General features: G+C 61.5%; 29 protein-coding genes and 1 pseudogene. 19 read left to right on the forward strand and 11 right to left on the reverse strand.

Annotated features, from left to right (window positions below; genetic code table 11):
• Positions 1 to 140: 140 nt before the first annotated feature.
• The 3 genes from AC1D2G_RS25735 to AC1D2G_RS25745 all read right to left on the reverse strand — a co-directional run bounded on the left by AC1D2G_RS25735 (position 141) and on the right by AC1D2G_RS25745 (position 2,088).
• On the reverse strand, positions 141 to 689 hold the full coding sequence (locus AC1D2G_RS25735; protein ID WP_477417502.1) for a hypothetical protein: 549 nt from the start codon (positions 687 to 689) through the stop codon (positions 141 to 143).
• A gap of 161 nt (positions 690 to 850) precedes the next feature.
• The gene (locus AC1D2G_RS25740; RefSeq protein ID WP_477225694.1) at positions 851 to 1,129 is read right to left on the reverse strand and encodes a DUF6455 family protein; all 279 of its coding nucleotides are present in this window, start codon (positions 1,127 to 1,129) and stop codon (positions 851 to 853) included.
• A 146-nt stretch (positions 1,130 to 1,275) separates the two neighbouring features.
• Entirely contained in the window at positions 1,276 to 2,088 is an 813-nt protein-coding gene (locus tag AC1D2G_RS25745) for a universal stress protein (RefSeq protein WP_477225693.1), read from the reverse strand.
• 235 nt (positions 2,089 to 2,323) lie between these two features.
• Between AC1D2G_RS25745 and AC1D2G_RS25750 the strand changes: the two genes are divergently transcribed.
• Together AC1D2G_RS25750 and fixJ are read left to right on the forward strand one after the other, a co-directional pair.
• Positions 2,324 to 3,838 carry a PAS domain S-box protein gene (locus AC1D2G_RS25750; RefSeq protein ID WP_477417664.1) on the forward strand — a complete coding sequence of 505 codons (1,515 nt, stop codon included), beginning with the start codon at positions 2,324 to 2,326 and terminating at the stop codon, positions 3,836 to 3,838.
• On the forward strand, positions 3,825 to 4,439 hold the full coding sequence (fixJ, locus tag AC1D2G_RS25755) for a response regulator FixJ (RefSeq protein ID WP_477225692.1): 615 nt from the start codon (positions 3,825 to 3,827) through the stop codon (positions 4,437 to 4,439). The genes AC1D2G_RS25750 and fixJ overlap by 14 nt, the downstream gene beginning before the upstream one ends.
• Here fixJ and AC1D2G_RS25760 read toward each other — a convergent pair.
• A complete protein-coding gene (locus tag AC1D2G_RS25760) occupies positions 4,436 to 4,660 on the reverse strand; it encodes a hypothetical protein (protein WP_457155418.1) in 225 nt (74 codons plus the stop codon). The two genes, fixJ and AC1D2G_RS25760, sit on opposite strands and share 4 nt — an antisense overlap.
• A gap of 170 nt (positions 4,661 to 4,830) precedes the next feature.
• On the opposite strand from AC1D2G_RS25760, the gene AC1D2G_RS25765 reads away from it, so the two are divergent.
• The 6 genes from AC1D2G_RS25765 to AC1D2G_RS25790 all read left to right on the forward strand — a co-directional run bounded on the left by AC1D2G_RS25765 (position 4,831) and on the right by AC1D2G_RS25790 (position 8,577).
• Positions 4,831 to 5,085: a lipoyl domain-containing protein gene (locus AC1D2G_RS25765; protein WP_477417504.1), complete on the forward strand. Its 255-nt coding sequence runs from the start codon at positions 4,831 to 4,833 to the stop codon at positions 5,083 to 5,085.
• A 55-nt stretch (positions 5,086 to 5,140) separates the two neighbouring features.
• A complete protein-coding gene (locus AC1D2G_RS25770) occupies positions 5,141 to 5,647 on the forward strand; it encodes a DUF2267 domain-containing protein (protein ID WP_477417506.1) in 507 nt (168 codons plus the stop codon).
• Positions 5,648 to 5,649: 2 nt separating this feature from the next.
• Positions 5,650 to 6,384 carry a phosphoribosyltransferase gene (locus tag AC1D2G_RS25775; protein WP_477417508.1) on the forward strand — a complete coding sequence of 245 codons (735 nt, stop codon included), beginning with the start codon at positions 5,650 to 5,652 and terminating at the stop codon, positions 6,382 to 6,384.
• A gap of 12 nt (positions 6,385 to 6,396) precedes the next feature.
• Positions 6,397 to 6,843 (forward strand): pyridoxamine 5'-phosphate oxidase family protein, encoded by a 447-nt coding sequence (locus AC1D2G_RS25780; protein ID WP_477288364.1) that lies wholly within the window; start codon positions 6,397 to 6,399, stop codon positions 6,841 to 6,843.
• A gap of 10 nt (positions 6,844 to 6,853) precedes the next feature.
• Positions 6,854 to 8,107, forward strand: a complete 1,254-nt coding sequence (locus tag AC1D2G_RS25785; RefSeq protein ID WP_477417510.1) for an MgtC/SapB family protein — start codon at positions 6,854 to 6,856, stop codon at positions 8,105 to 8,107.
• An 83-nt stretch (positions 8,108 to 8,190) separates the two neighbouring features.
• On the forward strand, positions 8,191 to 8,577 hold the full coding sequence (locus tag AC1D2G_RS25790) for a hypothetical protein (protein WP_095080458.1): 387 nt from the start codon (positions 8,191 to 8,193) through the stop codon (positions 8,575 to 8,577).
• 98 nt (positions 8,578 to 8,675) lie between these two features.
• On the opposite strand, the gene AC1D2G_RS25795 is transcribed toward AC1D2G_RS25790, so the two are convergent.
• Genes AC1D2G_RS25795 through AC1D2G_RS25805 form a run of 3 tightly spaced genes read right to left on the reverse strand, consistent with a single transcriptional unit; the run spans position 8,676 to position 12,738 of the window.
• Entirely contained in the window at positions 8,676 to 9,869 is a 1,194-nt protein-coding gene (locus AC1D2G_RS25795; protein ID WP_477417512.1) for an acetate/propionate family kinase, read from the reverse strand.
• A 10-nt stretch (positions 9,870 to 9,879) separates the two neighbouring features.
• On the reverse strand, positions 9,880 to 12,303 hold the full coding sequence (locus AC1D2G_RS25800; protein ID WP_477417514.1) for a phosphoketolase family protein: 2,424 nt from the start codon (positions 12,301 to 12,303) through the stop codon (positions 9,880 to 9,882).
• 54 nt (positions 12,304 to 12,357) lie between these two features.
• A complete protein-coding gene (locus AC1D2G_RS25805) occupies positions 12,358 to 12,738 on the reverse strand; it encodes a hypothetical protein (protein WP_477417516.1) in 381 nt (126 codons plus the stop codon).
• Between AC1D2G_RS25805 and AC1D2G_RS25810 the strand changes: the two genes are divergently transcribed.
• A complete protein-coding gene (locus AC1D2G_RS25810) occupies positions 12,737 to 13,384 on the forward strand; it encodes a helix-turn-helix domain-containing protein (RefSeq protein ID WP_477417517.1) in 648 nt (215 codons plus the stop codon). The two genes, AC1D2G_RS25805 and AC1D2G_RS25810, sit on opposite strands and share 2 nt — an antisense overlap.
• Before the next feature lie 112 nt (positions 13,385 to 13,496).
• Here the strand turns inward: AC1D2G_RS25810 and AC1D2G_RS25815 are convergent, their stop codons facing one another.
• The 4 genes and pseudogenes from AC1D2G_RS25815 to AC1D2G_RS25830 form a co-directional block, all read right to left on the reverse strand.
• Entirely contained in the window at positions 13,497 to 14,084 is a 588-nt protein-coding gene (locus AC1D2G_RS25815) for a DUF308 domain-containing protein (RefSeq protein WP_477417519.1), read from the reverse strand.
• 294 nt (positions 14,085 to 14,378) lie between these two features.
• Positions 14,379 to 14,966, reverse strand: a complete 588-nt coding sequence (locus AC1D2G_RS25820; protein ID WP_477417521.1) for a TetR/AcrR family transcriptional regulator — start codon at positions 14,964 to 14,966, stop codon at positions 14,379 to 14,381.
• A 313-nt stretch (positions 14,967 to 15,279) separates the two neighbouring features.
• The gene (locus tag AC1D2G_RS25825) at positions 15,280 to 15,777 is read right to left on the reverse strand and encodes an SdpI family protein (RefSeq protein ID WP_477417666.1); all 498 of its coding nucleotides are present in this window, start codon (positions 15,775 to 15,777) and stop codon (positions 15,280 to 15,282) included.
• Positions 15,778 to 15,780: 3 nt separating this feature from the next.
• Positions 15,781 to 15,903, reverse strand: a pseudogene (locus tag AC1D2G_RS25830) (DUF1648 domain-containing protein); the annotation flags it as partial.
• 368 nt (positions 15,904 to 16,271) lie between these two features.
• Here AC1D2G_RS25830 and AC1D2G_RS25835 point away from each other — a divergent pair.
• The 10 genes from AC1D2G_RS25835 to AC1D2G_RS25880 all read left to right on the forward strand — a co-directional run bounded on the left by AC1D2G_RS25835 (position 16,272) and on the right by AC1D2G_RS25880 (position 26,936).
• Positions 16,272 to 16,787: a hypothetical protein gene (locus tag AC1D2G_RS25835; RefSeq protein WP_477417523.1), complete on the forward strand. Its 516-nt coding sequence runs from the start codon at positions 16,272 to 16,274 to the stop codon at positions 16,785 to 16,787.
• Between the two features lie 42 nt (positions 16,788 to 16,829).
• Positions 16,830 to 17,375 carry a hypothetical protein gene (locus AC1D2G_RS25840; RefSeq protein ID WP_477417525.1) on the forward strand — a complete coding sequence of 182 codons (546 nt, stop codon included), beginning with the start codon at positions 16,830 to 16,832 and terminating at the stop codon, positions 17,373 to 17,375.
• A 12-nt stretch (positions 17,376 to 17,387) separates the two neighbouring features.
• The gene (locus tag AC1D2G_RS25845; RefSeq protein WP_477417527.1) at positions 17,388 to 18,734 is read left to right on the forward strand and encodes a radical SAM protein; all 1,347 of its coding nucleotides are present in this window, start codon (positions 17,388 to 17,390) and stop codon (positions 18,732 to 18,734) included.
• Positions 18,731 to 19,942 carry a radical SAM/SPASM domain-containing protein gene (locus tag AC1D2G_RS25850; protein ID WP_477417529.1) on the forward strand — a complete coding sequence of 404 codons (1,212 nt, stop codon included), beginning with the start codon at positions 18,731 to 18,733 and terminating at the stop codon, positions 19,940 to 19,942. The genes AC1D2G_RS25845 and AC1D2G_RS25850 overlap by 4 nt, the downstream gene beginning before the upstream one ends.
• 176 nt (positions 19,943 to 20,118) lie before the next feature.
• Positions 20,119 to 21,162 (forward strand): hypothetical protein, encoded by a 1,044-nt coding sequence (locus AC1D2G_RS25855; RefSeq protein WP_477417531.1) that lies wholly within the window; start codon positions 20,119 to 20,121, stop codon positions 21,160 to 21,162.
• Positions 21,159 to 22,244 (forward strand): hypothetical protein, encoded by a 1,086-nt coding sequence (locus AC1D2G_RS25860; RefSeq protein WP_477417533.1) that lies wholly within the window; start codon positions 21,159 to 21,161, stop codon positions 22,242 to 22,244. The genes AC1D2G_RS25855 and AC1D2G_RS25860 overlap by 4 nt, the downstream gene beginning before the upstream one ends.
• Positions 22,237 to 22,782: a hypothetical protein gene (locus tag AC1D2G_RS25865; RefSeq protein ID WP_095080443.1), complete on the forward strand. Its 546-nt coding sequence runs from the start codon at positions 22,237 to 22,239 to the stop codon at positions 22,780 to 22,782. The genes AC1D2G_RS25860 and AC1D2G_RS25865 overlap by 8 nt, the downstream gene beginning before the upstream one ends.
• 73 nt (positions 22,783 to 22,855) lie before the next feature.
• On the forward strand, positions 22,856 to 23,428 hold the full coding sequence (locus AC1D2G_RS25870) for a hypothetical protein (protein ID WP_477303428.1): 573 nt from the start codon (positions 22,856 to 22,858) through the stop codon (positions 23,426 to 23,428).
• Complete coding sequence (locus AC1D2G_RS25875; protein ID WP_477303426.1) at positions 23,412 to 25,349, forward strand: RiPP maturation radical SAM C-methyltransferase; 1,938 nt, start codon at positions 23,412 to 23,414, stop codon at positions 25,347 to 25,349. The genes AC1D2G_RS25870 and AC1D2G_RS25875 overlap by 17 nt, the downstream gene beginning before the upstream one ends.
• Positions 25,350 to 25,400: 51 nt before the next feature.
• Positions 25,401 to 26,936: an alpha/beta hydrolase family protein gene (locus AC1D2G_RS25880; protein WP_477417535.1), complete on the forward strand. Its 1,536-nt coding sequence runs from the start codon at positions 25,401 to 25,403 to the stop codon at positions 26,934 to 26,936.
• Positions 26,937 to 26,938: the final 2 nt, after the last annotated feature.

Raw genomic sequence — 26,938 nt, forward strand, 5'->3', positions numbered from 1 at the left:
CTATCTATTTGTTTTGACGCAATTCCGGACGGAAATCGTTTCACACTTTTCCTGTAATTGCTCTAGTTCAGCACCAAAGAATTCGCGGACTCCGCATTGCGCGACCCGACATCCGAATTGGCGAAATGTCCGCGTTGAACCTAGATCAAGGCTACCGCTATCAACGGTCGAAGCAGCAACAGGGCGAATAGAACAAGCGCCGCGCCCGCGACTCTGTCTGCTACTTTTTTGCCTCCGTTCAGCCGCCTGCCGAGCAAGATCCACATCGACCCGGTGGCAGCCGTGGTCACCAGGAGCGCGATCCAGAAGAGGCCCAGTTCGTACGGTCCCGCTTCTACCGGCACGATTGCCAGACAATAGATAAAGGCTTTCGGGTTGAGTGAAGTGGTTGCGAGAACCGAAAGGCTATCGCCGCCGTCGGACGTGTCGACCCGGTCGGTGCCTATCAGACGCAGGCCAAGAATTACGAGCCATACAGCTGCGGCCAGCTTGAGCACCTGGATGGCGCCGGACGGCAGCAAGGGTCGCAGCAAAAGCCAGCAGGCCGCGGCGATCCCGTAGCCGCAGGCCTGTGCGACCAGGAGTGTAATTGCCTTCTCTCGCTTGACCGCCCCCGCCATCAGAAGAGCGTTGGTTGGCCCGGGCGCGATAAAGAGCAGAAATGCTTCCAGGAAAAATAGAGTGTCCAAAACTGCCTGGTCCCGTGGATGCAAATGTATCACAGAAGAACTCGGTTTGACGCGTTGACTCTCGTCAACCCCAAACGTCGAACGGCATTCGCAGACCTCTTTGCTGCAAGCAAGCTATAGGACACTAAATACGCACCAGCCCGTGTCTGGCGCTGAAAGCACTATCGGCGGCCGGCCGCATGCTGCAGCCGTGCGATCAGGTCGCGGTTACGGCAGTAATCCGGCGGATCATCCGCTTGCCGGTGTTCGTCGAGCCAGTTCGAGCATTCATCCTGGTGTCCGCAGGAGCGGCAGCGGTCCACCGCCCGATTTGTAACGGCTGCGTGGTCCGCGACGATCTTCAATTGTCTGTCGACGCCGAGCTTCCGCATCATACGGCCCATCAGGGCTGTCCTTGCGTCCACTGAAATCAGGTAGTCGAGAAAGGTCACGTCGGTCACTCCTATTTCTCAGCCATCTTTCCCAGCCATCATCGCCATGTTGGCGACCACTACATTGATCTCGGTCAACAGCGCGACGCACGCTCGGCCATCGTTCCAGCTTGTGACTGCGTGTGGCGACTTGAAGAAGCTGACGCGACACGCGTTCAATAGGACATCAAGCGATTGATGCCGTTGTCCTCGATCAGCGAGCGGGTGACGCCGCCGAATGCCCATTCCCGCAAACGGCTATGACCATAGGCGCCGGAGACGATCAGGTCCGCATGGATCGAGCGCGCGAATGCCAGCAGCCGGTCGCCGTCGGCCTCGCCGGCGATCAGTTCGGTCCGTGCCATGATGCCGTGATGCTCAAGAAAAACCGCCACGTCGGCGAGACTGTCGCGAATGCTTTCGTCGCGGTCGGTATCGATGGTGGCAACGACAACTTCGTTGGCCTTGGCCAGGAAGGGCAATGCATCCACCATCGCCCGTCGCGCTTCCCGGGTGTCCTTCCAGGCAACAAGCACGGTTTTCGCCATGACATGCTCGACATTGCTCGCGGCGACCAGGACCGGCCGTCCAATTCCAAGTGCGAGGCTGCCGACATCCACGGCGCGAAACACATTTTCGCCTTTCCCGCTGCCGGTAACGACAAGATCGGCGGCTCTGGCCGAAGCGCTGAGGAAGCGGGTTGGGCTGCAAACGGCTTGGCCCCATTCGCTAAAGATCGAAGCGGGAACCAGTTCCTCGAATTCGGCACGCAGTTCGGCAAGCCGTTTTTCGATCTCCGTGCGCTGGATCTGCATGATCTCGCCTTCGTAGACCATGCCGTCGCCTGTCGCGACCAGTGGCGGGACATCTGCTGCCGCCAGGCCGATAAGACGGGCTCCAAACCGTTCCGCAAGCTCGATCCCCAATTTCACCATGGCCGCCGGAGGTGCATCCACCGCAAGATTCACGATGATTGACTTGTAGGACATGATGGAGGCCTTTCGCTGGACCGGTGAAATACGATGGTGAAATGGCATCCATCGGCGCTCGACGCCTTGATGCGTGTCAAAGAACCCGCCAATTGCATCCGTGCGAAAAAAGTCGGCCTCGATCCGTTTTGCCTGTACGGAGAGAAGTGATAGTTAGCCTCTCTTGCAGGCGTATCGAGCCCAGGGATCTCAGGTGAGCCAATACGAAGCGCCTATTTTGTCGGCCGGCGGCGCGATGCTGAAATCAGTCTTGTCGCAAATGTTCGAGCAGGCTCCGGGCTTCATGGCTCTGATGCGCGAGCCGGACCATGTCTTCGAACTGACCAATGCTGCCTACCAACGGCTGATCGGCCATAGGCGGGTGATCGGAAAGTCGGTGCGCGAGGCCCTTCCAGAGTTGGAAGGTCAAGGCTTCTTCGAACAGCTGGACCAAGTGTACAAGACCGGCGAACCGTACAGAGGCCAGGGCATGAAGATTGCCCTTCGCAACAACAACGACGAACCGGCAGAAGAGCGCATCCTGGATTTCGTCTACCAGCCGATCAAGGGCGACGATGGTCGCATCACGGCCATCTTCGTCGAAGGCACCGATGTCAGCGAACTGTCCTTTGCGAATGCCGCACTTCGGTTGCGTGAGGATCATCTGCGCTCGATCCTGGCAACGGTGCCAGACGCAATGGTCGTCATCGACGAACAAGGCCACATCCAATCCTTCAGCACGGCCGCGGAAACGCTGTTCGGTTACAAGTCCAGCGAAGTCATAGGCCAGAATGTCAGCCTGCTGATGCCGGCGCCGTATCGTGGCGAACATGATGCCTACCTGCACCGCTATCTGACGACGGGGGAGCGCCGGATCATCGGGCTTGGTCGCACCGTCACCGGGATGCGCAAGGACGGTTCGACCTTCCCCATGGAGCTTTCCGTCGGCGAGATGCACCCGGGAACGGGACGCTTCTTCACCGGCTTTTGCCGCGACCTGACCGAGCGCCATCGGGCGGAAGCGAGAATACAGGAGCAGCAGCAGGAATTGCTCCACATGGCGCGATTTACCGCGCTCGGCGAAATGGCCTCGACGCTTGCACATGAGATCAATCAGCCACTGACGGCCATCACGAACTACCTCAAGGGCAGCCGCCGGTTGCTCGAGAAGAGTACGGAAGAGAACGCCCCTATGCTGCGCGATGCCGTGGAAAAGGCGGCTGAGCAGGCCCTGCGGGCAGGAAACGTCATTCGTCACCTGAGGGACTTTGTTGCGCGGGGCGAAAGCGAGCGTCGGGTCGAACGACTGCCGGCGCTGATCGAGGAAGCTTCGTCGCTCGCCCTGGTCGGCGCAAGGGAGATCGATGTCCGCGTCAGCTACGAGCTTGATCCCGCCGCCGAGCTGGTGTTGACCGACCGCATCCAGATTCAGCAGGTTTTGCTCAACCTCATGCGCAACGCGGTGGAAGCCATGCAAGGTGTACCGCGCCGCGAGTTACACGTGAGGACCGTCGCACGGGAGGATGGGATGGCCGAGGTAAGCGTGACGGATACAGGCACCGGCCTTGCGCCAGAAGTCTCGGTCCAACTTTTCCAGCCCTTCGTCACAACCAAGAAGCAAGGGATGGGGGTCGGACTCTCCATTTGCCGTACCATCGTCGAGTCGCATGGCGGCCACATCTGGGCCGAGCCAATGCCCACCGGAGGAACAGCATTCCGGTTCACATTGCGCATCGTTGAGAAGGAAGAGGTCGCCAATGGCCGGCAATGATCTTGTGCATGTCGTCGACGACGACGTCGACGTCCGCAAGTCGCTTGGGTTTCTTCTCGCCACAGCCGACTTTGCCGTGCGCCTGCATGAATCAGCGACAGCCTTTCTGGCCGCGACGACAGACAATATTGATGGCTGTATCGTGACCGATGTGCGCATGCCGGGTATCGACGGCATCGAGTTCCTGCGACAGCTTCGGACTCGCGGACATAGGCTTCCGGTTATTGTCATGACTGGCCATGCCGATGTGGCACTCGCCGTCCAGGCGATGAAGGAAGGCGCTGCTGATTTCATCGAAAAGCCGTTCGACGACGAGATGCTGATCGACGCGATCCGCTCCGCCTTGGCCAATCGCAATAGGATAGATGCAACGCACCCGCAATCCGCGGAAATCCGCGGGCGTCTGTCTACACTATCGGATCGGGAGCGGCAGGTGCTGGATGGACTTGTGTCGGGTCTGCCGAACAAGACAATCGCCTATGATCTGGGGATCAGCCCGCGCACTGTCGAAATCCATCGCGCCAATGTCATGAGCAAGATGGCCGCGAGCAGCCTGTCGCATCTGGTTCGCATGGCACTCATCGTGGATCCCAAGCACTAGGGCGACCGAGAGATAGAGTTGCCGATATCTGCCGGTGTCTTGTCCGGCACCCAGTCGCGCCAATGGGTCGGGTGGATGTCGAGATAGGCGCCGGTCGCGGCGTTCCTCCATCCTTTCCGCGTCTTCATGCAGGGAAATACAAGCGCATGCTCGCCATCCTCGTCGAGGACGGCCAGTTCGAGATCGCTGTCGAACGGAGCGCTTAGGATCGGCTTCCACATCCCCCTAGGATGCGCGAGATGGCATGCCTCGCCTTGATTTGAATCAGTTTTCGACACCCGAATGCAGCCTCGAGCTGGCTGCCCTGCGTCTGCCGAACCGCCCCTTTTGATCGCGATCAATGTCCATCTTGGCGGTTGGGCTACTTTCCCGGCTCATAAGGAGAAACGCGATGCACGAAATCAAGGTCGATGAAGCGCTGTGGGCGTCCAGCATGCTTCCCGAGGGCATTGTGGAACGATGGTTCGTTGCCAGCGGCGCCACGATCAAGGCTGGCGATAGAATAGCCGAGGTTCGAATTGAAGACGCGCTGCATGAGATCGTGTCGCCGGCAAGCGGTCGCGCGACGATCATGGCCCCCGTGAATGCCGTGATCGAACCCGGATCGGTTCTGGCAACATTGGACGATACGATCCGGGCCGACTGACGGCGCATGCCGACCACCGATCGGACATCGTCGGCTGTGGGTCGGATGCAGAAAATTGATCCGGCGCGATGCTCACGCACTCCCGGGATTGGAAGATCAAGCCAGACTTGAGCGAGCAATTGATATGACCCAAATCTCTCACACATCATTTTCTGGCTTTTCCCACGCCGCGCAGCAGGCTCAGCAGTGGGTCAACGAACTCGCCAGGGACCTTTGCTGGAGCGAGCCGAGCGCGTACCGGCTGCTGAAATCTGTTCTGCATACGCTGCGAGACTGGCTGTCGCCTGCGGAAACTGCCGACCTTGCAGCGCAGCTCCCTGTCTTGGTTCGCGGCATCTATTTCGAGGGTTGGCAACCAACGAAAGCACCTGCCTGCAAGCGAACGAAGCGAGACTTCATCATCGATGTCAGAAGCGATTTCGGCTACGATGACGAAGTCGATTTCGACACTGCGATCGGTGCAGTTTTCAAACTCCTCGATCGCCATATATCGCATGGCGAGATCACTCAGGTGCGAAATTCGATGAGGAAGTCACTTCATCATCTCTGGCCGGCGGACTGACGATGTTCCGCGACCGCAAAGAGGCTGGAGAGAAGCTCGGCATCGAACTGGGCAAGCTTCAATTGCGCCAGCCCGTCGTGCTCGCGCTGCCGCGTGGCGGGGTTCCGGTTGCCGCCGAAGTGGCCAAAGCTCTGAAGGCACCGCTTGATCTGATTATCGTGCGCAAGGTAGGCGCGCCGGGAAATCCTGAACTGGCCATTGCCGCAATCGTGGACGGCGATCCGCCGGACATCGTGCTGAACCGGGAGATTGTCGAAGCCTACTCGCTCGATGATGACGCACTTCGCGCCTTGATCGCGCAGGAACGACCCGAACTTGAACGTCGCCGGCTCGCCTATCGGGCAAAGCATCCACCCTTATCGATCGCGGGGAAGACGGCGATCATCGTCGATGACGGCGCGGCAACAGGAACGACGATCAAGGTTGCCATTCGTGCCCTGAGAAAACGAGCCCCCAAGGAGGTCGTCGTAGCAGTTCCTGTTTCACCGCAGGATACGATATCGGAATTGGCTGGCGAAGCCGACCGGGTGATTTGCCTTAGTCAACCAGCGCGGTTCGGTGCACTGGGCTACCATTACTTGTCGTTCCCACAGCTTTCCGACAGCTCTGTTGTCGCCGCAATGGACGAAGCTGCCCTGCGGCAAGCGACCCGCCAGCGCAAGAATCTCAAGAAGCCCGCCGGCCGCCCCACAATCGAGACTGAGCGGCAGCGTGACGGGGCCACCTCGAAAAAGTAGGAGATCGCACCGATGCTGATCCGTAGCCTTTCTGCCTTGGAATGCACGAAATTGCTGACCGCCAACCGGATCGGTCGTTTGGCATGCGCGAAGGACGGCCAGCCTTACGTCGTGCCGATACACTATGCCCATTCAGACAATCACCTTTACGCGTTTTCGATGCCAGGCAAGAAGATCGAGTGGATGCGAGGCAACCCGCTGGTGTGCGTTGAGGTCGATGAACGCGGCAAAGGGCGAGGATGGAGAAGCGTGGTGGTCGACGGCCGCTATGAGGAATTGCCGGATCAGATCGGCCACAAGGTCGAGCGCGATCATGCATGGTCTGTGCTCAGCAAGCACGCGGACTGGTGGGAGCCCGGTGCCCTCAAGCCGGCAATACCTCCCGTTTCAGACAGCGCGTCACCTGTGTTCTTCCGAATTCTGATTCAGCAGGTGTCGGGCAGGGAAGCGGGCGAGTAAACTGCCTCCCATGGATCCGCTCATCGCCCGGCTCGGACTCGCCTTGGCAATCGGCCTGCTCGTCGGACTGGAGCGTGGCTGGCGGGAGCGGGACGCACCCGATCGCAGCCGTACGGCCGGTATTCGAACCTTCGGCATATCCGGCCTGCTCGGTGGCATTCTGGCCGCCCTGGCCGAAGCCCTTGACGCGGTTTCGGTGCTGGTCGCGGGGTTTATCGCCTTTGCCGCGATCTTCGCGTGGTACAAGGCGCGAGAAGCTGCTCATGACCAGGATTTCAGCGTCACCTCGGTCATGGCCGGCCTGGGCGTGTTCGCGCTTGGCGCACTCTGTGTAGCCGGCGACTATCGGGTTGCTTGCGCTGGAGGGGCCGCGCTCGCGGCGGTACTTGCCAGTCGCGAGGTCCTGCACGGCCTGTTGCGACGACTGACCTGGATCGAGCTTCGTTCGGCGTTGATCCTGGCGGTAATGACCGCGATTGTCCTGCCCTTGCTGCCGAGCCGGACCATGGACCCATGGGGCGGTTTCAATCCTTGGGAGGTCTGGTTCCTTACGGTGCTGATGGCGTCGATATCGTTCGCTGGCTATGTCGCCGTTCGCGTTCTTGGAACCACGCGGGGTCTGCTCGTCAGCTCGCTCGTCGGTGCAATCGTCTCCTCCACAGCCGTGACCGTGGCGCTTGCCCGCAACGCGATGTCGTCGAGCAATCCGCTACCGCTGGCAGGGGCAGCTTCGCTGGCAGCGATGGTCTCATTGCTGCGCGTTTGCGTGGTGGTTTTGATCATCCAACCAAGCGTTTTCGTCCCAGCCGGCATTCCCGCGATTGCCGCCGCATTCGCCTTCGCGGCCTGCGGCGCATTTCTGTTGGTGCGCGTCGGCGGGGATCAAAAAGGTGGTGGGCTGACGCGCAATCCATTCGAACTTGGTCCATTGCTGCTCTTTGCCCTGCTCTTTGCGGTGGTCTCGACCGCCAGCGCCGCACTGGCGGGTCAATTCGGCGGGCGCGGCTTGCTGGCGAGCTCGGCGCTTGCCGGAACGTTCGATGTCGATGTCTCGGTGCTCAGCGCGTTGCGCCTGGTCAGGCATTCGGTCCCTGTCGAGACCGTGGGGCAGGCAGTGCTGGCGGCGCTGGCGGCAAACGCGACCGGTCGCGTCTCGCTGGCGGTCGTTGCCGGCCCGGTCAGGTTCTGGTTGCCGTTGGCCGTGGCGACCCTGATCGCTGCAGCCGCCGGTTACTGCGCCATGGTGCTGCTAGCGACCTTCTGACTGCGCAGAAACGACGGCCCCTTTGATCGGGATCAAGGCCAAATCCGGTCGTCGCGCTATGAACTCCGTCAAGGGAGTTCGCCATGACCGATCTGAAAGATCTTACCCCGAAGTTCCGGCATGTCCGGCTGCTGCTTGCCCGCGAGAAGGGCCATCCGGGCGGCGATCGCGAAGAGGGCTATGATGTGCTCGCCCCATTGAAGAGCGACGGACGGATCGACGCCGACGAGTGGAAGTCGCACCGGGGTTCCTGCCGCGTTCGCCGTTTTCGCGCTGACGAAGAAGACTTGGTCGGTCTTCTGCGGCGCAAGCCCGGTGGACAGTGGTACTTCGACTATGCAGAAGGCGACCGCGATGACGAGATCGGCTTCCACCTCGGCGACGAACGTTTCGTCACCGGCGAATACGTGTCCATCGAACGCAACGGCACCATGCACACCTATCAGGTGGCAAGGGTCGAACGGCCTTAGAGATATGACGCCTGGAAGCACGAGGCGAGCGGCTCGAACAAAATGCGCAAGCTGGGCGAGCGGGCCAAGTCATTTGTCCGACACGGGAGGCCTACCCGTCAGGTCACGCGCGGCGATGCCGCCTGGGATGCAGCCTGTACATCACTGGCGACTGCCCTCTCTTCATCCGTGGGAATGACAAGCACGTTGACGCTGGAATCGGCAAGGCTGATCACGCCCTCGCCTCTCCGGTTCAACTCATGGTCGATGCCGACGCCGAGCCAACCGGCCGCGGCACCGATCTTCTCCCGGACCAACGGCGCGTTCTCGCCGATGCCGGCCGTGAACACCAGCGTATCCAGACCTCCGAGGGCAGCCGCCAGCGACCCGATCTCGCGCCCGATTCGATAGACGAAGAGATCGATCGCCTCGGCGGCGGCAGGATCCTGGGAACCGATGAGCGTGCGCATGTCTCCGGATATCCCCGACACTCCGAGCAGGCCGGATTGCTCATAGAGAAGCGTGACCAGTTCGTCGGGCGACAGCTTACCGTCCTCCAGCAGATGGAGGATTATCCCTGGGTCCAGGGCACCGCAACGCGTGCTCATCACCAGGCCGTCCAGCGTCGAAAACCCCATCGTCGTGGCGATACTTCGTCCGGAGTCCATGGCGCAGAGGCTGGCACCACTGCCGAGATGGGCAACGATCGCTCGGCCTCCAGCCCGCGCGCCGTAGCGGTCGCGCAGCTTCGAAGCGATATGGCTGTAGGACAGGCCGTGAAAGCCATAGGAAAAGATGCCCGTCTCGGTCATCGCGCGCGGCAGGCCGTAGATTTTGGCGACCTCCGGCCGGGCCGAATGGAATGCCGTGTCGACGCATCCGACCTGGAGGGCTCGCGGCAGGAACTCAGCGGCCAGGGCGACAAGCTCGAGATTGATCCTTTGATGGATTGGCGCGAGCGGCTCGAGCAGGCGCAGTGCCTCGAGCGTGGGCTCGTCGAGCAGCGTCGCTCCGGTGAAATTGCGGCCGCCATGGACGATCCTGTGCCCGACCCTGGCGATGCGGCGCAGGAGGTCGTGATCGGCAAGCACAGAGGCGACGGCCGCGAATGCCTTGCCGATGTCGATCGGTCCGTCGTCCAGGCTTTTGTCTGTCGCCGGCTCACCCGCAGTGGCCTCGACACGCAGCCGCGGGTGCCCCGCCAGCGACGAGACGTTGCCGCGCAACAGCAGGGGAAGCGCGTCGCGTTCCTCGAAGACGGCGAACTTCAGGCTGGAGGAGCCRCCATTGAGGACCAGGATAGCGTCTGTCATGCGTTCGTCCTCAGCGGCGACCGGTCGACGCCGCACCGGGATCCTGATCCCACTTCCAGCCGAGTATTTCCGGCATGTCCTGGCCATTAGCCCGGATATAGGCTCGATGCTCGAGCAGCTTGCTCTCCATTGCCTGCTTCAGGCCAACCTGCACGCTCCTGAGCTGCGGAACCCAGTCAAGCACGCTTTGCACGAGGTGAAACCGGTCAAGGCCGTTCAGGACCGTCATGTCGAAGGGCGTGGTGGTCGTGCCCTCCTCATTGTAGCCGCGGACATGGATGTTGTCGTGATTGGTGCGCCGATAGGTCAGCCGGTGGATGGTCCACGGGTAGCCGTGATAAGCGAAGATGACAGGCTTGCCGGTGGTGAACAATGCATCGAAATCGCGGTCCGACAGGCCGTGTGGATGATATTCCTTGGGCTGCAGGGTCATCAGGTCCACGACGTTGACCACCCTGATCCTGAGCTCAGGAACGTGATGCCGCAGGATCTGCACTGCCGCCAGCGTTTCAAGGGTCGGAACGTCGCCGGCGCACGCCATCACGACGTCTGGCTCGTCGCCGTTCTCTGTCGATGCCCAGTCCCATATGCCGATCCCTGCCCGGCAATGGACGATGGCCTTGTCCATCGACAGCCACTGCCATGACGGCGGCTTGCCGGCGACGATGACGTTGATGCGGTTCCATGTCTGCAGCACGTGATCGGTTACGCAAAGCAAGGTGTTGGCATCCGGCGGCAGATAGACGCGCACGATGTCGGCCTTCTTGTTGAGGGCGACATCGATGAAGCCGGGATCCTGATGGCTGAAGCCATTGTGTTCCTGGTGCCAGACATGGCTCGACAGCAGATAGTTCAGCGAGGCGACCGGCCGTCGCCACGGGATGTCACGGCAGGCATCAAGCCATTTCGCATGCTGGTTGAACATGGAATCGACGATGTGGATAAACGCCTCGTAACAGGAAAACAGGCCATGCCGCCCGGTCAAAAGATAGCCTTCGAGCCAGCCCTGGCAGGTGTGCTCGGAGAGGATTTCCATGACCCTGCCATCGCGGCCGAGATGAACGTCTTCGGGCAGGATCTTTTCCATCCAGGCGCGCTCGGTGGCTTCGAACACGTCCTGAAGGCGGTTCGAGGCCGTCTCGTCAGGGCCGACGATGCGGAAGTTCTTCGCGGCCTCGTTCAACTCCATCACAGCCCGAAGGAAGCTGCCCATTACACGTGTAGACTCGGCCTTCACCGTGCCGGGCCGAGCGACGGCCACTGCATGGTCCCGCAGCCCGGGCAAATCGAGGGTCCGGCGCAGCAGGCCGCCATTGGCATGCGGATTGGCGCTGATGCGCCGCGCGGCTTGCGGCGTGGTGGCGCGGATCGCCTCGACAGGGGCACCAGCGGCATCGAACAACTCATCCGGCCGGTAGCTTTTCAGCCACTCCTCGAGCATCGTCAGATGCGCCGGATTTTCCGCAAGGCCAGACAACGGGACCTGGTGCGAACGCCAGAAGCCTTCGGTCTTCAGCCCGTCGACTTCCTTCGGACCGGTCCAGCCCTTGGGGCTTCGCAGCACGATCATAGGCCACTTCGGCCGCAACCCCGCGTCGGCAGATCCGCCGCGCGCACCTTTCTGGATCACTTCGATGCGATCCAGCGCATCGTCGAGCGCTGTTGCCATCCGCTCGTGCATCAACGTCGGGTCATCGCCCTCGACGAAAAGTGGATCATAGCCATAGCCGGTGAACAGCGCGCGCAGTTCCTCTTCGGGAATGCGGGCAAGGATAGTGGGATTGGCGATCTTGTAGCCGTTCAGATGCAGGATCGGCAGCACTGCCCCGTCACGCGCCGGGTTGAGAAACTTGTTTGAATGCCACGCGGCAGCCAATGGCCCGGTCTCCGCTTCACCGTCGCCGACAACGCAGGCAACGACAAGGTCTGGATTGTCGAAGGCTGCGCCAAAGGCATGAGAAAGCGCGTAGCCCAGTTCGCCACCCTCGTGGATCGAGCCCGGCACATCGGGTGCGGCATGGCTTGGAATTCCGCCGGGAAAGGAGAACTGCCGGAACAGTTTGCGCATGCCTTGTTCGTCCAGGGATATGTCGGGACTAAGCTCGCTGTAAGTGCCTTCGAGATAGGCATTGGCGACCATCGCCGGACCACCATGGCCCGGGCCGCAGACGTAGATCATGTTTGCATCCCTCAGCCGGATGGCGCGGTTGAGATGGGCATAGATGAAACTCAGGCCCGGCGATGTTCCCCAGTGGCCGAGCAGACGCGGCTTCACGTGTTCCAGCCGCAAAGGCTCCCGGAGCAGCGGATTGTCGAGCAGGTAGATCTGCCCGATGGTCAGATAGTTGGCGGCGCGCCAGTATGCATTGATGTCGTGCAACTGGCGTTCGGACAGCCGCCTGCCGGGAGTTGCTGTTGTCGTGTGCTCGGTCATGTCTAGCTCCCATAGTCCCCATTTGCGAATGCCGCTGGATCGCGACATGCGCCGCTATTCATCGAAATCGCCGCGAATGGACGACCAACGCATTCGCGCGCCATTCGGTTCATGACTGCCGGACCAGTTTTCAGCGAGGTGGCCGTCAACCGGGCGTATGGCGGGCGGTCGTTTGCGCCATTCATAGTGGCGACGAACAATGCGAGCTTTGATCCACCGCAAACGCGTTTGCATCAGGTACCGAAGGCCGAACGCCTGGATCACAATGCGTTCGCTGGCTATGGCCAACCCTGTCGAAAATTCCCGGCTGACAACGCTGTCGAAATCGTCACGACAAGGGGAGTCTAGGTAGTATCCCGTAGGGACATAACCGAATTTCGCGCGGCGCGGATTCGAGCGATTGCTGTGACAAGGATCAACCGGGGAAACAGCCATGCACGCCTACACGACCTCCAAAATTTCGCTGCCGTCGCATTTTGCCCAGCCGAGCCTGCCAGCGGCATTCGACCCGGCACCGCTGCAGCCGCTCAGTTTTTTTCCCGCCGGTGCGGAAATCTATGCCCAGGGCGAGAAGGCCGGAGCTTTCTACCAAATCGAGTTTGGGGCCGTTCGTGTGTACCGCCTGCTCGCCGATGGTCGCCGGCAGATAAGCGCCTTCCACCTTGCGGGAGAGACATTTGGCTTCGAAGCAGACACGACGCATCATTTCTTCGCCGAAGCAATCAACGCGACCGGGGTCCGCGTCTTCCGCATTGCCGCCGGGGCTGACATGTCCCGTCAGTTGCTGCCGTTGGCGCTCAAGGGGCTGACCAGGGCGCAGGAGCATCTGCTGGTCCTCGGTCGCCAGAACGCCATCGAGCGCGTCGCGGCGTTCCTGGTCGATATGGCAGAGCGCCAAGGCGGGCTTCGGCAGGTCGAACTGCCGATGTCGCGCGTCGACATTGGCGACTATCTCGGCCTCACCATCGAGACGGTCTCAAGAATATTCACCAGGCTGAAGGAAAAGGGCATCATCCGCTTGATCAGCCTGCGCTGCGTCGAAATAATCAAACATGATGCGCTTCAGAATATGAGCGAGTGATCGCGGTTTCCATCAAAACAAGGCATTGCACGCCGCCGCATCATGCAAGCGCCGACCTTGCAGGGCAGCGCTTCGATTGAGGGGCTTGGAGGATAGGAGCGTTTGATGCTCTTCAGCCAGCCGCTTGAGCCGACTTGCGCCGCGCATCACTTACCGTCAACCAGACAGCGGAAACGAGGAAGTAGAAGGCGCCGAAGGCCGCATAGGGCGCGATGTTGGTGATGTCGATCGTCGCCGCACTGCCCGCCATCTTCACAAAGAAAATGCCTGCCAGTGCCGACTGAGCGCCGCTCAACACCATTGCCCACTGCGCGCCGGACTTCCAGCGCCTAACCGCGGTTGCAAGCTGAAAAAGGCCCGACAGGACCGCCCAGACGCCGAAGACGGCGAGCACCGTGTTCATATCTTTTCCGAGAGCAATGGCGACTGCCACCGTGGTGATGATGCTGATGACGAAGTTGAGCAACTGCGTCTTGTTGCGGTTCAAGCCGCCGGTGCGCTGGGCGTCGATGAAGTTGGCCAGCGCATCCCAAGCCGGATAGGCGACCAGCATGATGGCTGCCAGGGGAGGCATTGCCTTGGCTACCGTGAAGGCCAGGAGGACCCAGGCGGTCGAAACGGCAAAGCGTGTGAAATAGTAGCTTTTGAGCCAGGCGGTTGAGGATTGGACCAGGTTGGCTTCAGTCATCTTAGCAAGCATTTCGATTTCTCCTTCGCGCTTGATATTAATATCTACCTACTAGTAGGTAGATGCTGTGACGTCAACCACTTTCTTGGCGGTCTGACGCCGTCCCGGACGGCAGGGGCTGGGCGACCGGAGCTCGGCACGACCGATCAACCAAGCGGTGGCGGAGATCGTGAACCGTATTGGCCATACGAAATGGCCGGCCCTAAGTTGCTACTTTCAGCACCGATGCACTGGAGGTCTCAACGGTTCCCTGTGAGATGCGAATTTGGTTGCGGCGGCTCGCCGCCATGCCGTGCAAATGACTTGTTAGTGAACCTTCGCCGATAAGCGCTGCAAGGTCGACGTCAGGATCGCGCCAAAGATGGCAGGGCTGCCATAGGCACGCGCCGACAACATCGCGCCATGGACAGTCGCCATGAAAGTCTCTGCCTCCAGCTCCGCAGAGCCGGCGAATTTGAGAACGCCCTGTTCAGCGCCCCGCTCCATGACCTTGGTCAACCAGGACGATAGAAATCGAAAGTAGGCCCGCACCTCGACGGCAACCTCGGGCGGGAGTGCCGGGAGTTCGCTGGCAAGCAGCGCGCAGACGCAAAACGGGATGCTCGCGTCTTCAATGCATTTTGCCCAGTAGCCAGCATAGGTTTGAAGCAGTGCAAGCGGATCAGGGAGTTTACTTTCCAGATCTGCCATGCTGGCCTCGGTACGCTCGCGATGGCGCGCCACAAGCGTGCGAACAAGGTCGACTTTGCTGGGGAAATGATGGTGGATGCTCGCCTTGCGAATCCCCACCACCTCAGCGATATCAGCATAGCTGAAGCCGTTGTAGCCGCCCGAAACAATGAAGTTGCGCGCGGACGAGAGGATCTGATCGGAGGTAATGACAAGATTGCTCATGTAACATGCCTACCTTCTAGTAGGATCGTTGTCAATCGACCTTACTCCTTCACCTAGGGACCGTGGCGCCCCGGCCGCGGGATCAGACGTGTCGGGACGACGGTTGCTCCTAGGTGCGCCCGGCGTCCCGCTGCTTGCGATCGTTCCCGGTCAGTTGCACCGGGGCGGTATGCAGGGATTGCCGCGCAGCGGCGCGAAAAAGCAGGGGCAATCGCGGCGGCCGGTGCCTCACCGCCCGGTCGACGGTTCATCGAGCCGCCCTCAGCCAAAAGCGTGGCTTAGACTGCTGAACGGATCCAGCCTGGATTGCGTATCACCCTGAGCCGTTCTGGCGCCGGGATATCCACCACGAATAGGCCACACATATGAGTGCCGCGGCCAGCAGAATAGCCAGCACCGCCGGGCCGACGCGATCGTCCGACAAGTCGAAAAGAGGCAGCGACACGGTGAGCAGCCCGGCCGCCCGAAAGACGAGGCCGCCGAAACGGTGAGTTCTCGTCCAGACGTCCCGATCCGCAAGGGTCCAGGGTGTTCTGATACCGAACCATCGGTTGGGCTGCAGGAGCGGCATTCGAGCACCGACGACGATCATGATCACGCCGAGGATGATCGGCATCAGCCGAAGGCGGTTCGTCTGGAATCCAAACGCCGAAGCAATCAAGAAGGCCTGCAGCAGGATGAGCAGCAAAAGGCCGATGAGCCACGCATGGTCCGGCGCAAAACTTCTTGCGGGTTCGCCGGCTGCCTGCCTGTTCTCGACCTGCCGCCCAGGCCACAGGCGCAGAACCATCCACAGCACGGCGAGCAGCACCGGCGCACCAAGCAATGCGACCCAGCGGCCCGCAAAGACGTCAGCTTCGCCCGACGCCGACCAGTGAACCGCAATGCGTGCATTCGGCGACGTGAAGAGTGCCGCGACGATGCCGCTCAATACCATCACAACGAGCGCTATCAGCCTTCCGTGAATGAGAGGTCTCCCTGTTCGACCATTTGCCAGTTCAGGCGGCCGGTTCGCAGCGCCGCGTCCGCTCGCGCTACCGCGAAGGAATGCTGCCCCGAATCGGCGTCAGGATCAACGGCATGGCCAAACACGGCCTCGCATTCGATTGTGAGCCTGATTGTAAACCCTTTCTTAACTCACATTAGCAACGGTAAAATAACGTACTTTTCTTGCCTGAAAACTGGCGATAGGGTAGTAATCTTTAAGTTTCCGCCGCGAATTTGGAAACAATATTACGCTGGCAAACTGACGATTGTCACATTCGAGAGGCATGGCCAACGCGCTCAGCGTAGGGGGAACCTATGGTGTCGCCTTATGCAGATTTCATAAAGAAGCTCCACAGGGACAAAGCGTTCCGGCAGGCATTCGCCGATGATCCGCGCGGCGTTCTTCGCGCGAGCGGGCTCGATCCAGACCTCCTTGACCTGCCTTCCAAGATCGATCTCGACGCGCTGGAACGGCGTATCGACGCGCAAATATCCTCCGCTCCGCCGGATGCGGCCACACTGAGGCATGCATCGGCACAGGAACTGTGGGACAAGTTCAATTTCATCCGCGTCAACTATGATCTTGCGTCGCCGTCGATCCCAGCGACGAGCATCATCTACGGTACGACGGCAACCACCTCCGTCATATCCCTTGTTACGGCGCAGGGCAGCGCAGCCCGCACGGATGTGGAGTTGGCGCGTCTCGGCCGGTTGCGCAAACTGACCCGGCTGCCAGCAAGGGCCCTCAGTTTTGCGGTGAGCGGACCGGACGGGAGATCACTGCACGGCCTCGGCATCGAAGCGATCAAGGCGCTGGTCGGCCGCCTGCGCTGAGCGGCCCGACCCCGCAAGCATGCGAAGTACAAGGAGCTTGTCATGGGAACCGAAGCGGCGAGTTTCATCAACCGGTTGCGCAAGGACAAGGACTTTCGCCACCGCTTTGTCCAATCGCCCAAGGACGTGTTGTCCGAAGAGGGGCTGAACCCCGACGTGCTGGCGCTTCCCGACCGCATCAATGAACGGGATCTGCTGAAGAAACTCGAACACGTGTTTTCGGGGCGAGAGTGGCAAGACGAGTTCGCACGGGCCAAGCCGGAGACGTTGACGGCAGGGGAGTTGTGGGAGCGGTTCGGCGTGATCGGCTGGAAGGGTTCGGCAGCCGCGGGCGGCAAATCCGGGATCGACGTGTCGGTTGCCTCGGCGGTGGTCATCTACGGCGTCTCCGTGGTGACGTCCTCATCTACGCAGGTGGCGGCCGCCGGATCATTGGCCATGACATCGGTGGAGCAGTTGAGGTCCCTGCGCGAACTGGCTCGCTTTCCCAAGGAGAAGCTCAGCTTCTCTATCGTCGGGCCGGATGGCGTTGCCATCGAGGGCGTGAACGCCGACATGCTCGCCGCCTTTCTCGCACGTGTGAAGTGATGGTGCGCCCCAATGCTTGACGTCTACGATGGTGATCCGACGAAGACGGTGCGCTGGTGGTCCGGCCCGTCCGAGCCACCACGCGTCTGCGTCTGGGAAATCACGCTGAAGTGCGATCTTGGATGCCGGCATTGCGGTTCGCGGGCAGGCGCCGAACGCCCTGGTGAGCTGACGCTCGAGGAGGCCCTCGACACCGTGAAGCAGCTTGCGGCGCTTGGTGTTCGCGAGGTCACTCTCATCGGCGGCGAGGCCTATTTGCGGGATGACTGGGTCGATATCGCCAGCGCAGTCACCAAGGCCGGAATGGCCTGCACCATGGTGACGGGTGGCTATCGCTTTGATGATTTCCGCATCCAGGAAGCGCTCGCGGCCGGCATCAGGCGGATCGGCGTGTCGATCGACGGCATCGGCGCGACGCACGACCACCTTCGCGGCCGCATCGGCAGCTACGAAGCAGCACTCGACGCGGCAAGACGGATCATGGCCACTGGCCGGATCGGCCTCAGCGTCAACACCCAGATCAACCGGCTTAGCCTGCCGGAATTGCCGGCGCTTGCCGACCTGTTGGTCGAGATCGGCGCGAGCGCCTGGCAAGTGCAGCTGACGGTCGCTCTCGGCCGCGCGGCAGACCGTCCGGACCTGCTGCTGCAGCCCTACGATATGCTCAACGTGATGCCGCTGCTGGCAAGGCTCAAGCGGACGGTGCTGGAGCCGGGCGGCGTCCAGCTCTTCCCTGGCAACAACATCGGCTATTTCGGTCCGCACGAGCCCTATCTGCGCTACGGCGGCGCCGACGGGCATACATGGAGCGGTTGCCTCGCGGGCCAGGCTGCGCTGGGCCTTGAAGCCGATGGTACATTGAAGGGCTGTCCCTCCTTGCCGAGCGCCGACTATGGTGCGGGCTCGGTGCGCACCAGCTCTATCGAGGACATGTGGCGGTCGAGTGAGCGTATACGCGGCCTCGGCGCCAGGACGCGCTCCGATCTGTGGGGGTTCTGCGCCACCTGCGAACACGCCGATCGCTGCAAGGCCGGCTGCACATGGACGGCACATGCGCTGTTCGGGCGGCCCGGGAACAACCCGTTCTGCCACCACCGGGCACTGACGCTCGCGGGCCAGGGCCTGCGCGAGCGTATCCGTCTTGTCGAGCGTGCCCCCGGCGTGCCGTTCGACTACGGCCGCTTCGAGATCATCGAGGAGCCGCTCGATGGCGAGGAAGGCGATCAAGGCGGGCTCGAGGAGCTTGCCGCGCTCGCGACGCTCTTGGGCGCGGCCGGCAGCGGTGTCTGGTCGAACGCCGGGCTGCGGGCGGCGACGGCAAAGACAGCGCAGCCCCGTCACCGGGACGCCGCGTCATGAATGCGATCGGCACAGACGTTCAACGTCCGCTCGAACTGGGAATCATGTTCACGCACCGTTGCCCGATCGCCTGCCGCCATTGCGGCATCCTTTCCGGCCCGGACAATTTCGACAGCATGGCCATGGAATTGGCGGAGCGCTGCATCACCGAGGCGGCCTCACTCGATCCCAGGCCGTCGACGATCGTCTTCACCGGCGGCGAGCCGATGATGTACCCGCACCACCTGGAGCGCCTGCTTGGCGTGGCCAACCAGCTGGGATTTGCGACACGGGTGATCACCAACGGTTTTTGGGGCCGCAATCAAGCCACCGGCCGGCGCCTTCTCTACCGGCTGCAGCTCGCCGGGCTTGATTCCCTCAATTTCAGTGCCGACAAATTTCACCTGGAATTCCTTCCGGCCGAGGTATTCCGTCGCGCAATCGAGATCGCCTGGGAAGCAGGCTTTCCAGTCATCGTCAACACGGTCCTCAATATGCCGGGCGATCCTGTCGCCCTGTTCTCGCAACTTTACGGCATCCCCACCGGGAAGATCCGCCTCTTCGACGAGGACGAGTTCATCAGGCAGGTGGCTACGGATACAGTGCCACCCGAATTGAGCCAGATGGTGAACCTCTCGTTTGGCAGGCTTGTCGGCCTCGGACGCGCCGCCGAATACCCCGAAGAGCACTACCGCTCGGATCTCGCCACCTACACGTACACGCCTTGCCAAGAAGTGGTGAACCGACCGGTCATCTACCCCGACGGCAGTTTTCAGGCGTGCTGCTGCGCAGGCGGCAAGATCGCGAGCTTCACGGTCGGCAACGTGCGTGAGCGTTCGCTCGCGGACCTGTTTGACGAGATGCAAACGCGGACGCATTTCCGGTTCATAAATCAGTTCGGTCCGCGCGCGCTGCATGAGGCGATTGCGGAAATGAGCCCAGATCGCTCCTCCGACCCTGACGGCTACGCCTCGATTTGCGACGTCTGCGTCGCGGCCACGAAAGGCTTGTGCGCGAAGGAAGTCGATGCGCGCCTCGATCACTGGCTGCTCAAGCGATTTCTCGAGAAGGATGAAATTTCGGTCGCGAGCGAACCGAAGCGGTCGGAGCTGGCGGAGCGTGACGAGGAAGGCGTGATCGCGGCCGGATTTTTCGACACCGGCCGGCGACTGCCTGGCTCGCCGGAAGATATGAAAATTTCAACTGGATCGCTTGAAAATGTAATATGAGTAACATATAATAAAAAAATCTTGAAAAGTGCTGAAACCTGTGCTGATATTTAGTCGGCGCGGCATTTGTATTTGTATACACAACAGATATATCTCGAAACTCTTAGCTGGTATTTCTTAGTGCGGGTGTAATTCTGTGGCCAGGACGGATTTTCGGAGCATCGGTGGTTATATCGATGCGGCAGGAGCGGCGTCCCATGAGTATGCTTTCTCCAGTTGACCAAGCGACGTCGTCGACCGTCGCGTGCTGTCTTGAGCTGGAAATACGCGACGAAGACGGACGGCTTCCGCAGGGAAACATGTTCCCGGTACTGACCCATCTCGACAGCGGACGCACATGGCGCATCCTTCGCTACGCCCGCGCCTTCGACGGTTTGCTGTTCAGGGATTTGCCGCCCGGCGAGTTCAGACTGCATGTTGCGAGCCCCCGGCACGAAACGGTGGAGATGGAGATCATGCTTGCCGCGGGTGGGCGCGAGCGGATCAATCTGCAACTGAAAAGAAAGCCGGGGCGCCAACCGCTGATCATCGATATCGGGGCCGACGAGGATACGCTAATCCCTGCCCGCCATTCGGTCTCTCGGCTCGTATCCTGTCTCCTCAGTGATCGCGCCGTCCTCAATGCGGTCGAGGCGCCGCTTGATGCGTTGGATGCGATCGAAAAAAGCGAGCGGCACCATGTCCGGCGGCTGCTTTGCATAGGATTTCCCACCCCGCGCCGGCCGCTTGCCCAGCGGCTGTTCTGGAGCATTGTCGACCGGCGCTGCCGTCTCGAGGCATTGCTCGCCACGGTGTTCGCCAATGAGGCGGTCACCGAAATGCTGAATTGTGAACCAGATCAGGTGGCGGATGAAGCGCGGACGGCAGTCGACGGACTGGACCGCCTGGATATCGCCGACGCGTTGATGATGCTGGCGCTCTACAACGCGCCATGGAAGGCGGTGATGTCCGAGGTTTGCCGCACCCAGGCCGGAATTCGCGACGTGCTTATTCCAGCCGGCCTTGCCCACATGCTGCAGCCCGATGCAAACCCGGCAATCCCGACGCGGCCGAGCCCGCGCGGGCGCTGGGCCGGCGAGCCGTCCGACCAGACCGTGCTCGAGGCAGGTCCGCTGATAGCGCGCATCGCCCTGGTGATAGCTGGCGCTTCCGAGGCACAGCCGGCCTACTTCGCAATGTTCGACCCGGTCATCAGACAGATGCGGGAGGGCAACGCATGAACGCCGGCAGGAAACCAACCACGCTGACCTTGCTGACGTCCTACCAATGCACGGCGGCCTGCGAGAACTGCTGCTTCGCGTCGCATCCCGGGATCGCGGAGAAACTGCCGTTGTGGCGCATGCTCGATGCCATTGAGCAGGCGGCGGAGATGCCATCGATGAAGCTTGTGGTCTTCTCCGGCGGGGAATGCTTCATGCTGGAAGATGAGCTTGTCGTGGCGGTTGCGCGCTGCACCGAGCGAGGGCTCGCCAGCCGGTGTGTCACCAACGGCTATTGGGCGAAGTCGGTGAAAGCCGCGCACGCACGCCTCGAGCCGCTCTACAGGGCTGGCCTGCGTGAAATCAACTTGAGCACCGGCGACCACCATCAGCAGTTCGTACCGGTCGAGCGCATCGCCTATGGCGCAGCCGCAGCGATCAGGCTCGGCATGAATGCCGTCGTCGTGGTGGAACGCGAAATGGACCGGACTTTTCATGCCCAGGGACTGCTCTCTCATCCGGAGATGGCAGCGATCCGCGACCATCCCAACCTCATTGTGTTCGACAGTCCCTGGATGGCGATGGAGGATCGTAACTCCGTGCGGCATGGCCCCGCCAGCCTGACCAACCACCTGAACATTCACCGCCGCGCGCCCTGTGAAAGCGTGCTGGACACGATGGTGGTCAATCCGCGCGGCGAGGTCGGCGCCTGCTGCGGTTTGACGCGCGAACAGATTCCCGAAATGCAGATCGGATCGCTTCAAGACGCAACGCTCGTGGAACTCGCGGAAGCCGCCGGCAATGATTTCCTGAAGATATGGCTCGCGGTAGAGGGGCCGGAGCACATACTCGCCTGGGCTTCCACGATCGATCCACGCATCGACTGGGAGAACCGATTCAATCATCACTGTGACGCATGCCGCGCGCTCTATGACGATGCATTGGTGCGCGACGTGCTTGCCCACCATTGGCGCGAGCGGCGCGACGACGTCCTTTACCGTTATCGGCTGGCTCATCAAAAACCCGAGGCAGAATGGCCGGACCAGTCCACCCGGCATACGCCAATCGCCTCATCCCGGCAGGAGGCCATAGACCATGCATGATAGCGATCTCATCAGAAAACTCGTCAGCGATAACCCTCCGGAAAAAGTCAGGAACCTGTCAGAAAGACTTGCGTCCGACCCGAGCCTGCTCGAGAAATTCGTCGACAAACCGTCAGCGGTGCTGAAGGATCACGGCCTTGCGGTGAGCGGCGATATCAAGCTCGGCGACCGTGAAAAGGCGATGATCCGGATGTTCTCCGATCCTCGCGTCATCGAATTGTACAACAGCGGCAAGATCGACGACCTGCGCGCCCACATCACGGACAAGTACAGGGAAATCGTGATCACCAATCCCGGCGACACCCACGCAGTGGCGGTCGCGGACTTCGACGTGGCTATCGAGGTCGAGGTCGTCGCCGTTGCGGTGGCCGTCGCGGCGATCGTTGTGGCGGGCGCAGCCGACAGGTTTTCCAAGCTGGCAACGATCGAGGCCGAGGCGGGAATTCTCAGCGCCAAGGTGGCGGCGCTCGAGGCTCGGGTCAATCTTGTCGACAAGCTCGATGCGAAGGTCACCCGTCTCGAGCAGCGCATTCGCTGACGCGGCATCACCGGGTGAACGCCCATAGCGTTCACCCCCGTTCTTCGTCCGTGTGGAGACTGGAGGGGCTGGTATGCGGCAAAGGGAACTGTTGCGGGAATTTGTGACGGCACCTCCACCGGTCGGGCTGGCCCGGCTGCGCGACGACATCGCTGCCGATCGCAGAGTGCTCGACAGTTTCTGCGATCATCCCGGAACGGTGTTGCGGACCTATGGCGTGGCCGCCGACCAGACGATTGCGCTTGGCGACCGTGAGAAGGCAATCATCCGGCTGTTCTTCGACCCTCACGTGGTCGAGCTGCATAGCCGCGGGGAACTCGACCGGCTGCGCGAGTATATCCTTGCGCATCATCCTGAAGTCGGCATCGCCAACCCGACCGACCTGGCCGGTGCGTTTGCCTATGTCGACGTCGACGTGGCGATCATTGCCGAAGCCGTGGCCGTGGCGGTTGCGGTGACGGCGATCGCCGTCACCGGTTCCTTCAAGTCTGGAAGCACGGTTGGCAAGGCGATCGAGCCTCTCGCCGCGCGCATTTCGGTTCTGGAGAGCCGGTTGGCGAGCCTGTCGCGGCTGGAAGTCCGCCTCGCCGAACTGGATCGGCGAACACAGCAAGCCTCGGAGGCCGCCAATGCGAAAGGCCGCTAATTCGAAAGTGCTGCTGTGCGTGATGCCGTTCCTGCCGATCGAAAGGCCGGCCCTGGGCGTAAGCCTGTTTGCCGCGCGTCTGCGACAGCAAGGCATTGCATGCGACGTATTCTACGCCAATCACCGCTTTGCCGACCGCATCGGCTTTCCGCTCTATCAGCGGATCGCGCAAAGCGCTCCGACGCACGACCTGCCGGGGGAATGGGTGTTCAGCCGCGCACTTTGGAGACACGACGCGCTACCCGACGAGGCCTTCGATAGATATGCCAGGACCACGCCGGGCGATTACTACCCCAACGCCTTCCTGGGCCAGATCCGCTATGCACGGGAGCAGGCTCCCCAGTACATCGACGCTCTGGCGGAAACGATCGACCTTCAAGACGTCGACATTGTCGGTTTCTCGAGCACCTTTCAGCAGAACCTCGCGAGCCTTGCCATGGCCAAGGCGCTCAAGGCGCGCGCGCCAAACCTGCATGTCGTGTTCGGCGGCGCCAATTGCGAAGGTGAGATGGGGCTTGAACTGCATCGCAGCTTCAGCTTCATCGATGCGGTCTGCCGCGGCGAGTCCGATACGAGTTTTCCGCAGTTGATCGAGGCCGTTCGCAAAGGTTCGGACATGTCAACCATTGGCGGCCTCGTCTATCGTGGCGCGGGAGGCGAAACCGTCGAGAGCCTCGTGCCACAAGCTGCGATCCGCGACATGGACAGCCTCCCCTTCCCCGATCACAGCGATTTCCTCGCCGCGTTCGAGCGGTCCACGGCGCCGCAATTCATCGAACCGGAGCTAACCATCGAAACCTCGCGCGGATGCTGGTGGGGCGAAAAGCACCACTGCACCTTTTGCGGCCTCAACGGCCTCGGTATCGGCTACCGAGCAAAGTCGGCGGACCGCGCGCTGGCCGAGTTCCGCCATCTGCGGGACAGCACGGGGATTCATACCTTTTTCGCAACCGACAACATTGTCGACATGCGCTACTTCGCGACGGTGTTTCCGTCCCTGGTGGAGGACGGCACCAAGCTGCAGCTGTTCTACGAGACCAAGGCAAACCTCAAGAAGGACCAGATCGGGGTTCTCAGACGCCTGGGAACGACCTGGATGCAGCCCGGAATCGAGCACCTGAACACGCATGTGCTCAAGCTCATGGACAAGGGCATTCGCGGCATCCAGAATGTGCAGACCTTGAAATGGGTCCGCCAGCACAAGATGCTGGTCACCTGGAACGTTCTCTGCGGCTTTCCTGGGGAACGGCCGGAGGACTATGAGGAAGCCATCCGTTTCATGCGGTCGATACGTCACCTGACCCCACCGTCGTCCTTCGCTGCGTTTCGGCTGGACCGATTCTCGCCGATGTTCGACCGGCCGGACGATTTCGGGCTTTCCGACATCAAGCCATACCCATCCTATGACCTTTGCTACCCGGGCGTTTCACCAGGTGCACGGGCGCGCATCGCCTATTTCTTCACCTACCGCGGGACCACCGACGCGCAGACGCTGGAGGGGATCAATCGCGCCTGGCGCGAGGCGCAGGACTGGAAGCAGGAGCACCGGCACGCCGCGCTGAGCGCTATCGTCGGCACCGATCTGGTTACCATCATCGACCTGCGGCCGGATCACCCGGTTCGCCCTTACATATTGGTCGGGGACGATCGGCTCGTCTATCTCGGCCTCGACAGCATTCAATCCATTGCTTCTCTCACCGCCAATTTGCGCGGCGTTGCGCCCGATCGCGCATGGGACGAGGAAACCGTGGCCAAAACGGTGCAAGGCTTCATCCAAAACGACCTCGTTCTCCAGGAGGACGATCTCTACCTTGCGCTGGCGATCCAAGTTGCCGCCGACACGAGCCAGGATGCCGAGCACGTGGATATGGCGGCGCCATCGATGCGCTTTGCCCGACAAGACGAAGCGGCGGTGACCTGAGCCGGTGCAATGAAGCCAATCGATTTGCCTCGCATGGAGGGTTTCCAAATTTTGCTTCGCGGCGAACTCTTCGTCGAACAGGCGCGGCGGCGCGTATCGTCGACCGTCGACGAATATCACTGGACCACGCACGCCGAGAAGGTTGGCGGACCCAAGCCTGTTCAAGAAGCGGCAGTCATAGAAATCGGTGACGACGGCAAGGTTGCGAACTATTCGCTGTTTTCATCGGGCGCCGTGCTTCACCACGCCGCTTTCGGTCAGAACCGCGCGCTCCTGACCTTGCGCGACGGCAACGAGCATGCGTTGGCGCTGACTGTCGCACCCGACCTCGTGCTTCAACAGAATTTACTTCTGCAGCTTTCGCGCTGTCTTGCCGCGCTCGATCGCGATGAAGGTCCGCGCAAACTTCACTACTTTTCGCCCGAAGCGCTGGCAGTGCGCGAGTTCGACGTCGCGCCTGCCGGAGCGCTGGACTGGGAGACGTCGATCGGCATACGGCTCAACATGAGCGCCAGTGGCGCCCTGGTCTCCGCCGTGGCAATGGACGAGAAGGGAACGCTTGTCGGGCGGGCGGGGACGCCGGTGTTCCACGCGGTGCCGATTGAGACCCTTCGCGGCGCCGAGGAAAGCATCGAACCACCACCGCCTCCCCCTGGCATCGACCGCGAAGAAGTTACGATCGAAAGCGAGGATATCACGCTGCACGGCCTGTTCGTGCACGCACGCGAACCCGCCGGGCCTAGTCCGACCTGCCTGTTCCTGAATGGATCGGGCTCCATCACCCGCTGGGGCGGTGCGCCCGGCATGCGCCTGAAGACACTCGAGACCATGGATGCGCTCGCGCAAGTCGGCGTAGCCAGCTTGGCGATCGATGCGCGCGGAGCAGGCAAAACCGGATTCGGCAAGGCTGACCGCCCTTTGGGCGCGACGAGGCTGGCCGATGCCGCCGCCGCCTGGCGCTGGCTCGCCGCGCGCGCCGACATCGATGCCCTGCATCTTTTCGCAGCCGGTCATAGCCTGGGCGCCCTTGTGATCCTGCAGCTGTTGTCGACCGACCCGGCCCTGGCGCCGGCCGGCCTGATCCTGCTCGCGCCCCCGGGTAGGCCGTTGCGCGACATCCTGATGGAACAGAATGCACGCGAGAGCGCACGCCTGCAGGTGTCGGAGGAAGAGGCCGGCAAGCGAGACGCGGCACTACGGCAGTGGCTCGACCGGGAAGCAAGGACAGATGGCGCGGAACTGCGGCTCGGGGGGCTGAGACCGCTCACCGATCCGGCCGTTCTCGAAACCGATCCACGCGCAGCGGTTGGAGCCGTCCGCTGTCCGATGCTGATCTTGCACGGCGACAAAGACATTCAGACATCGGCAGACCGTGATGCCAAAGCGCTGCACCGCGCCGCCCGTAGCCACAATGTCCGCTCCACATACAAGGAAATCCACAACGCCGACCATCTATTCCGGCTCGAGCCCGAAGTGTCGACGCCGGAGCGTTACCGCCAGGATCTGCCACCGAACCCGGAGTACCTCGCAGCCGTTGCTGGATGGATTGCCGGACTTGCTGCCAGTGCACCCAAACCGCGACGTTGACG

Source organism: Mesorhizobium sp. P2_C7 (genome assembly GCF_056404515.1).

Bases quoted from the DNA above. Each gene is read 5' to 3' on its own strand.
- AC1D2G_RS25745 (WP_477225693.1), bottom strand. From the start codon at position 2,088: ATGTCCTACAAGTCAATCATCGTGAATCTTGCGGTGGATGCACCTCCG.
- AC1D2G_RS25750 (WP_477417664.1), top strand. From the start codon at position 2,324: ATGCTGAAATCAGTCTTGTCGCAAATGTTCGAGCAGGCTCCGGGCTTC.
- fixJ (WP_477225692.1), top strand. From the start codon at position 3,825: ATGGCCGGCAATGATCTTGTGCATGTCGTCGACGACGACGTCGACGTC.
- AC1D2G_RS25760 (WP_457155418.1), bottom strand. From the start codon at position 4,660: ATGTGGAAGCCGATCCTAAGCGCTCCGTTCGACAGCGATCTCGAACTG.
- AC1D2G_RS25765 (WP_477417504.1), top strand. From the start codon at position 4,831: ATGCACGAAATCAAGGTCGATGAAGCGCTGTGGGCGTCCAGCATGCTT.
- AC1D2G_RS25775 (WP_477417508.1), top strand. From the start codon at position 5,650: ATGTTCCGCGACCGCAAAGAGGCTGGAGAGAAGCTCGGCATCGAACTG.
- AC1D2G_RS25780 (WP_477288364.1), top strand. From the start codon at position 6,397: ATGCTGATCCGTAGCCTTTCTGCCTTGGAATGCACGAAATTGCTGACC.
- AC1D2G_RS25785 (WP_477417510.1), top strand. From the start codon at position 6,854: ATGGATCCGCTCATCGCCCGGCTCGGACTCGCCTTGGCAATCGGCCTG.
- AC1D2G_RS25790 (WP_095080458.1), top strand. From the start codon at position 8,191: ATGACCGATCTGAAAGATCTTACCCCGAAGTTCCGGCATGTCCGGCTG.
- AC1D2G_RS25800 (WP_477417514.1), bottom strand. From the start codon at position 12,303: ATGACCGAGCACACGACAACAGCAACTCCCGGCAGGCGGCTGTCCGAA.
- AC1D2G_RS25810 (WP_477417517.1), top strand. From the start codon at position 12,737: ATGCACGCCTACACGACCTCCAAAATTTCGCTGCCGTCGCATTTTGCC.
- AC1D2G_RS25805 (WP_477417516.1), bottom strand. From the start codon at position 12,738: ATGGCTGTTTCCCCGGTTGATCCTTGTCACAGCAATCGCTCGAATCCG.
- AC1D2G_RS25815 (WP_477417519.1), bottom strand. From the start codon at position 14,084: ATGCTTGCTAAGATGACTGAAGCCAACCTGGTCCAATCCTCAACCGCC.
- AC1D2G_RS25820 (WP_477417521.1), bottom strand. From the start codon at position 14,966: ATGAGCAATCTTGTCATTACCTCCGATCAGATCCTCTCGTCCGCGCGC.
- AC1D2G_RS25840 (WP_477417525.1), top strand. From the start codon at position 16,830: ATGGGAACCGAAGCGGCGAGTTTCATCAACCGGTTGCGCAAGGACAAG.
- AC1D2G_RS25845 (WP_477417527.1), top strand. From the start codon at position 17,388: ATGCTTGACGTCTACGATGGTGATCCGACGAAGACGGTGCGCTGGTGG.
- AC1D2G_RS25850 (WP_477417529.1), top strand. From the start codon at position 18,731: ATGAATGCGATCGGCACAGACGTTCAACGTCCGCTCGAACTGGGAATC.
- AC1D2G_RS25855 (WP_477417531.1), top strand. From the start codon at position 20,119: ATGCGGCAGGAGCGGCGTCCCATGAGTATGCTTTCTCCAGTTGACCAA.
- AC1D2G_RS25860 (WP_477417533.1), top strand. From the start codon at position 21,159: ATGAACGCCGGCAGGAAACCAACCACGCTGACCTTGCTGACGTCCTAC.
- AC1D2G_RS25865 (WP_095080443.1), top strand. From the start codon at position 22,237: ATGCATGATAGCGATCTCATCAGAAAACTCGTCAGCGATAACCCTCCG.
- AC1D2G_RS25870 (WP_477303428.1), top strand. From the start codon at position 22,856: ATGCGGCAAAGGGAACTGTTGCGGGAATTTGTGACGGCACCTCCACCG.
- AC1D2G_RS25875 (WP_477303426.1), top strand. From the start codon at position 23,412: ATGCGAAAGGCCGCTAATTCGAAAGTGCTGCTGTGCGTGATGCCGTTC.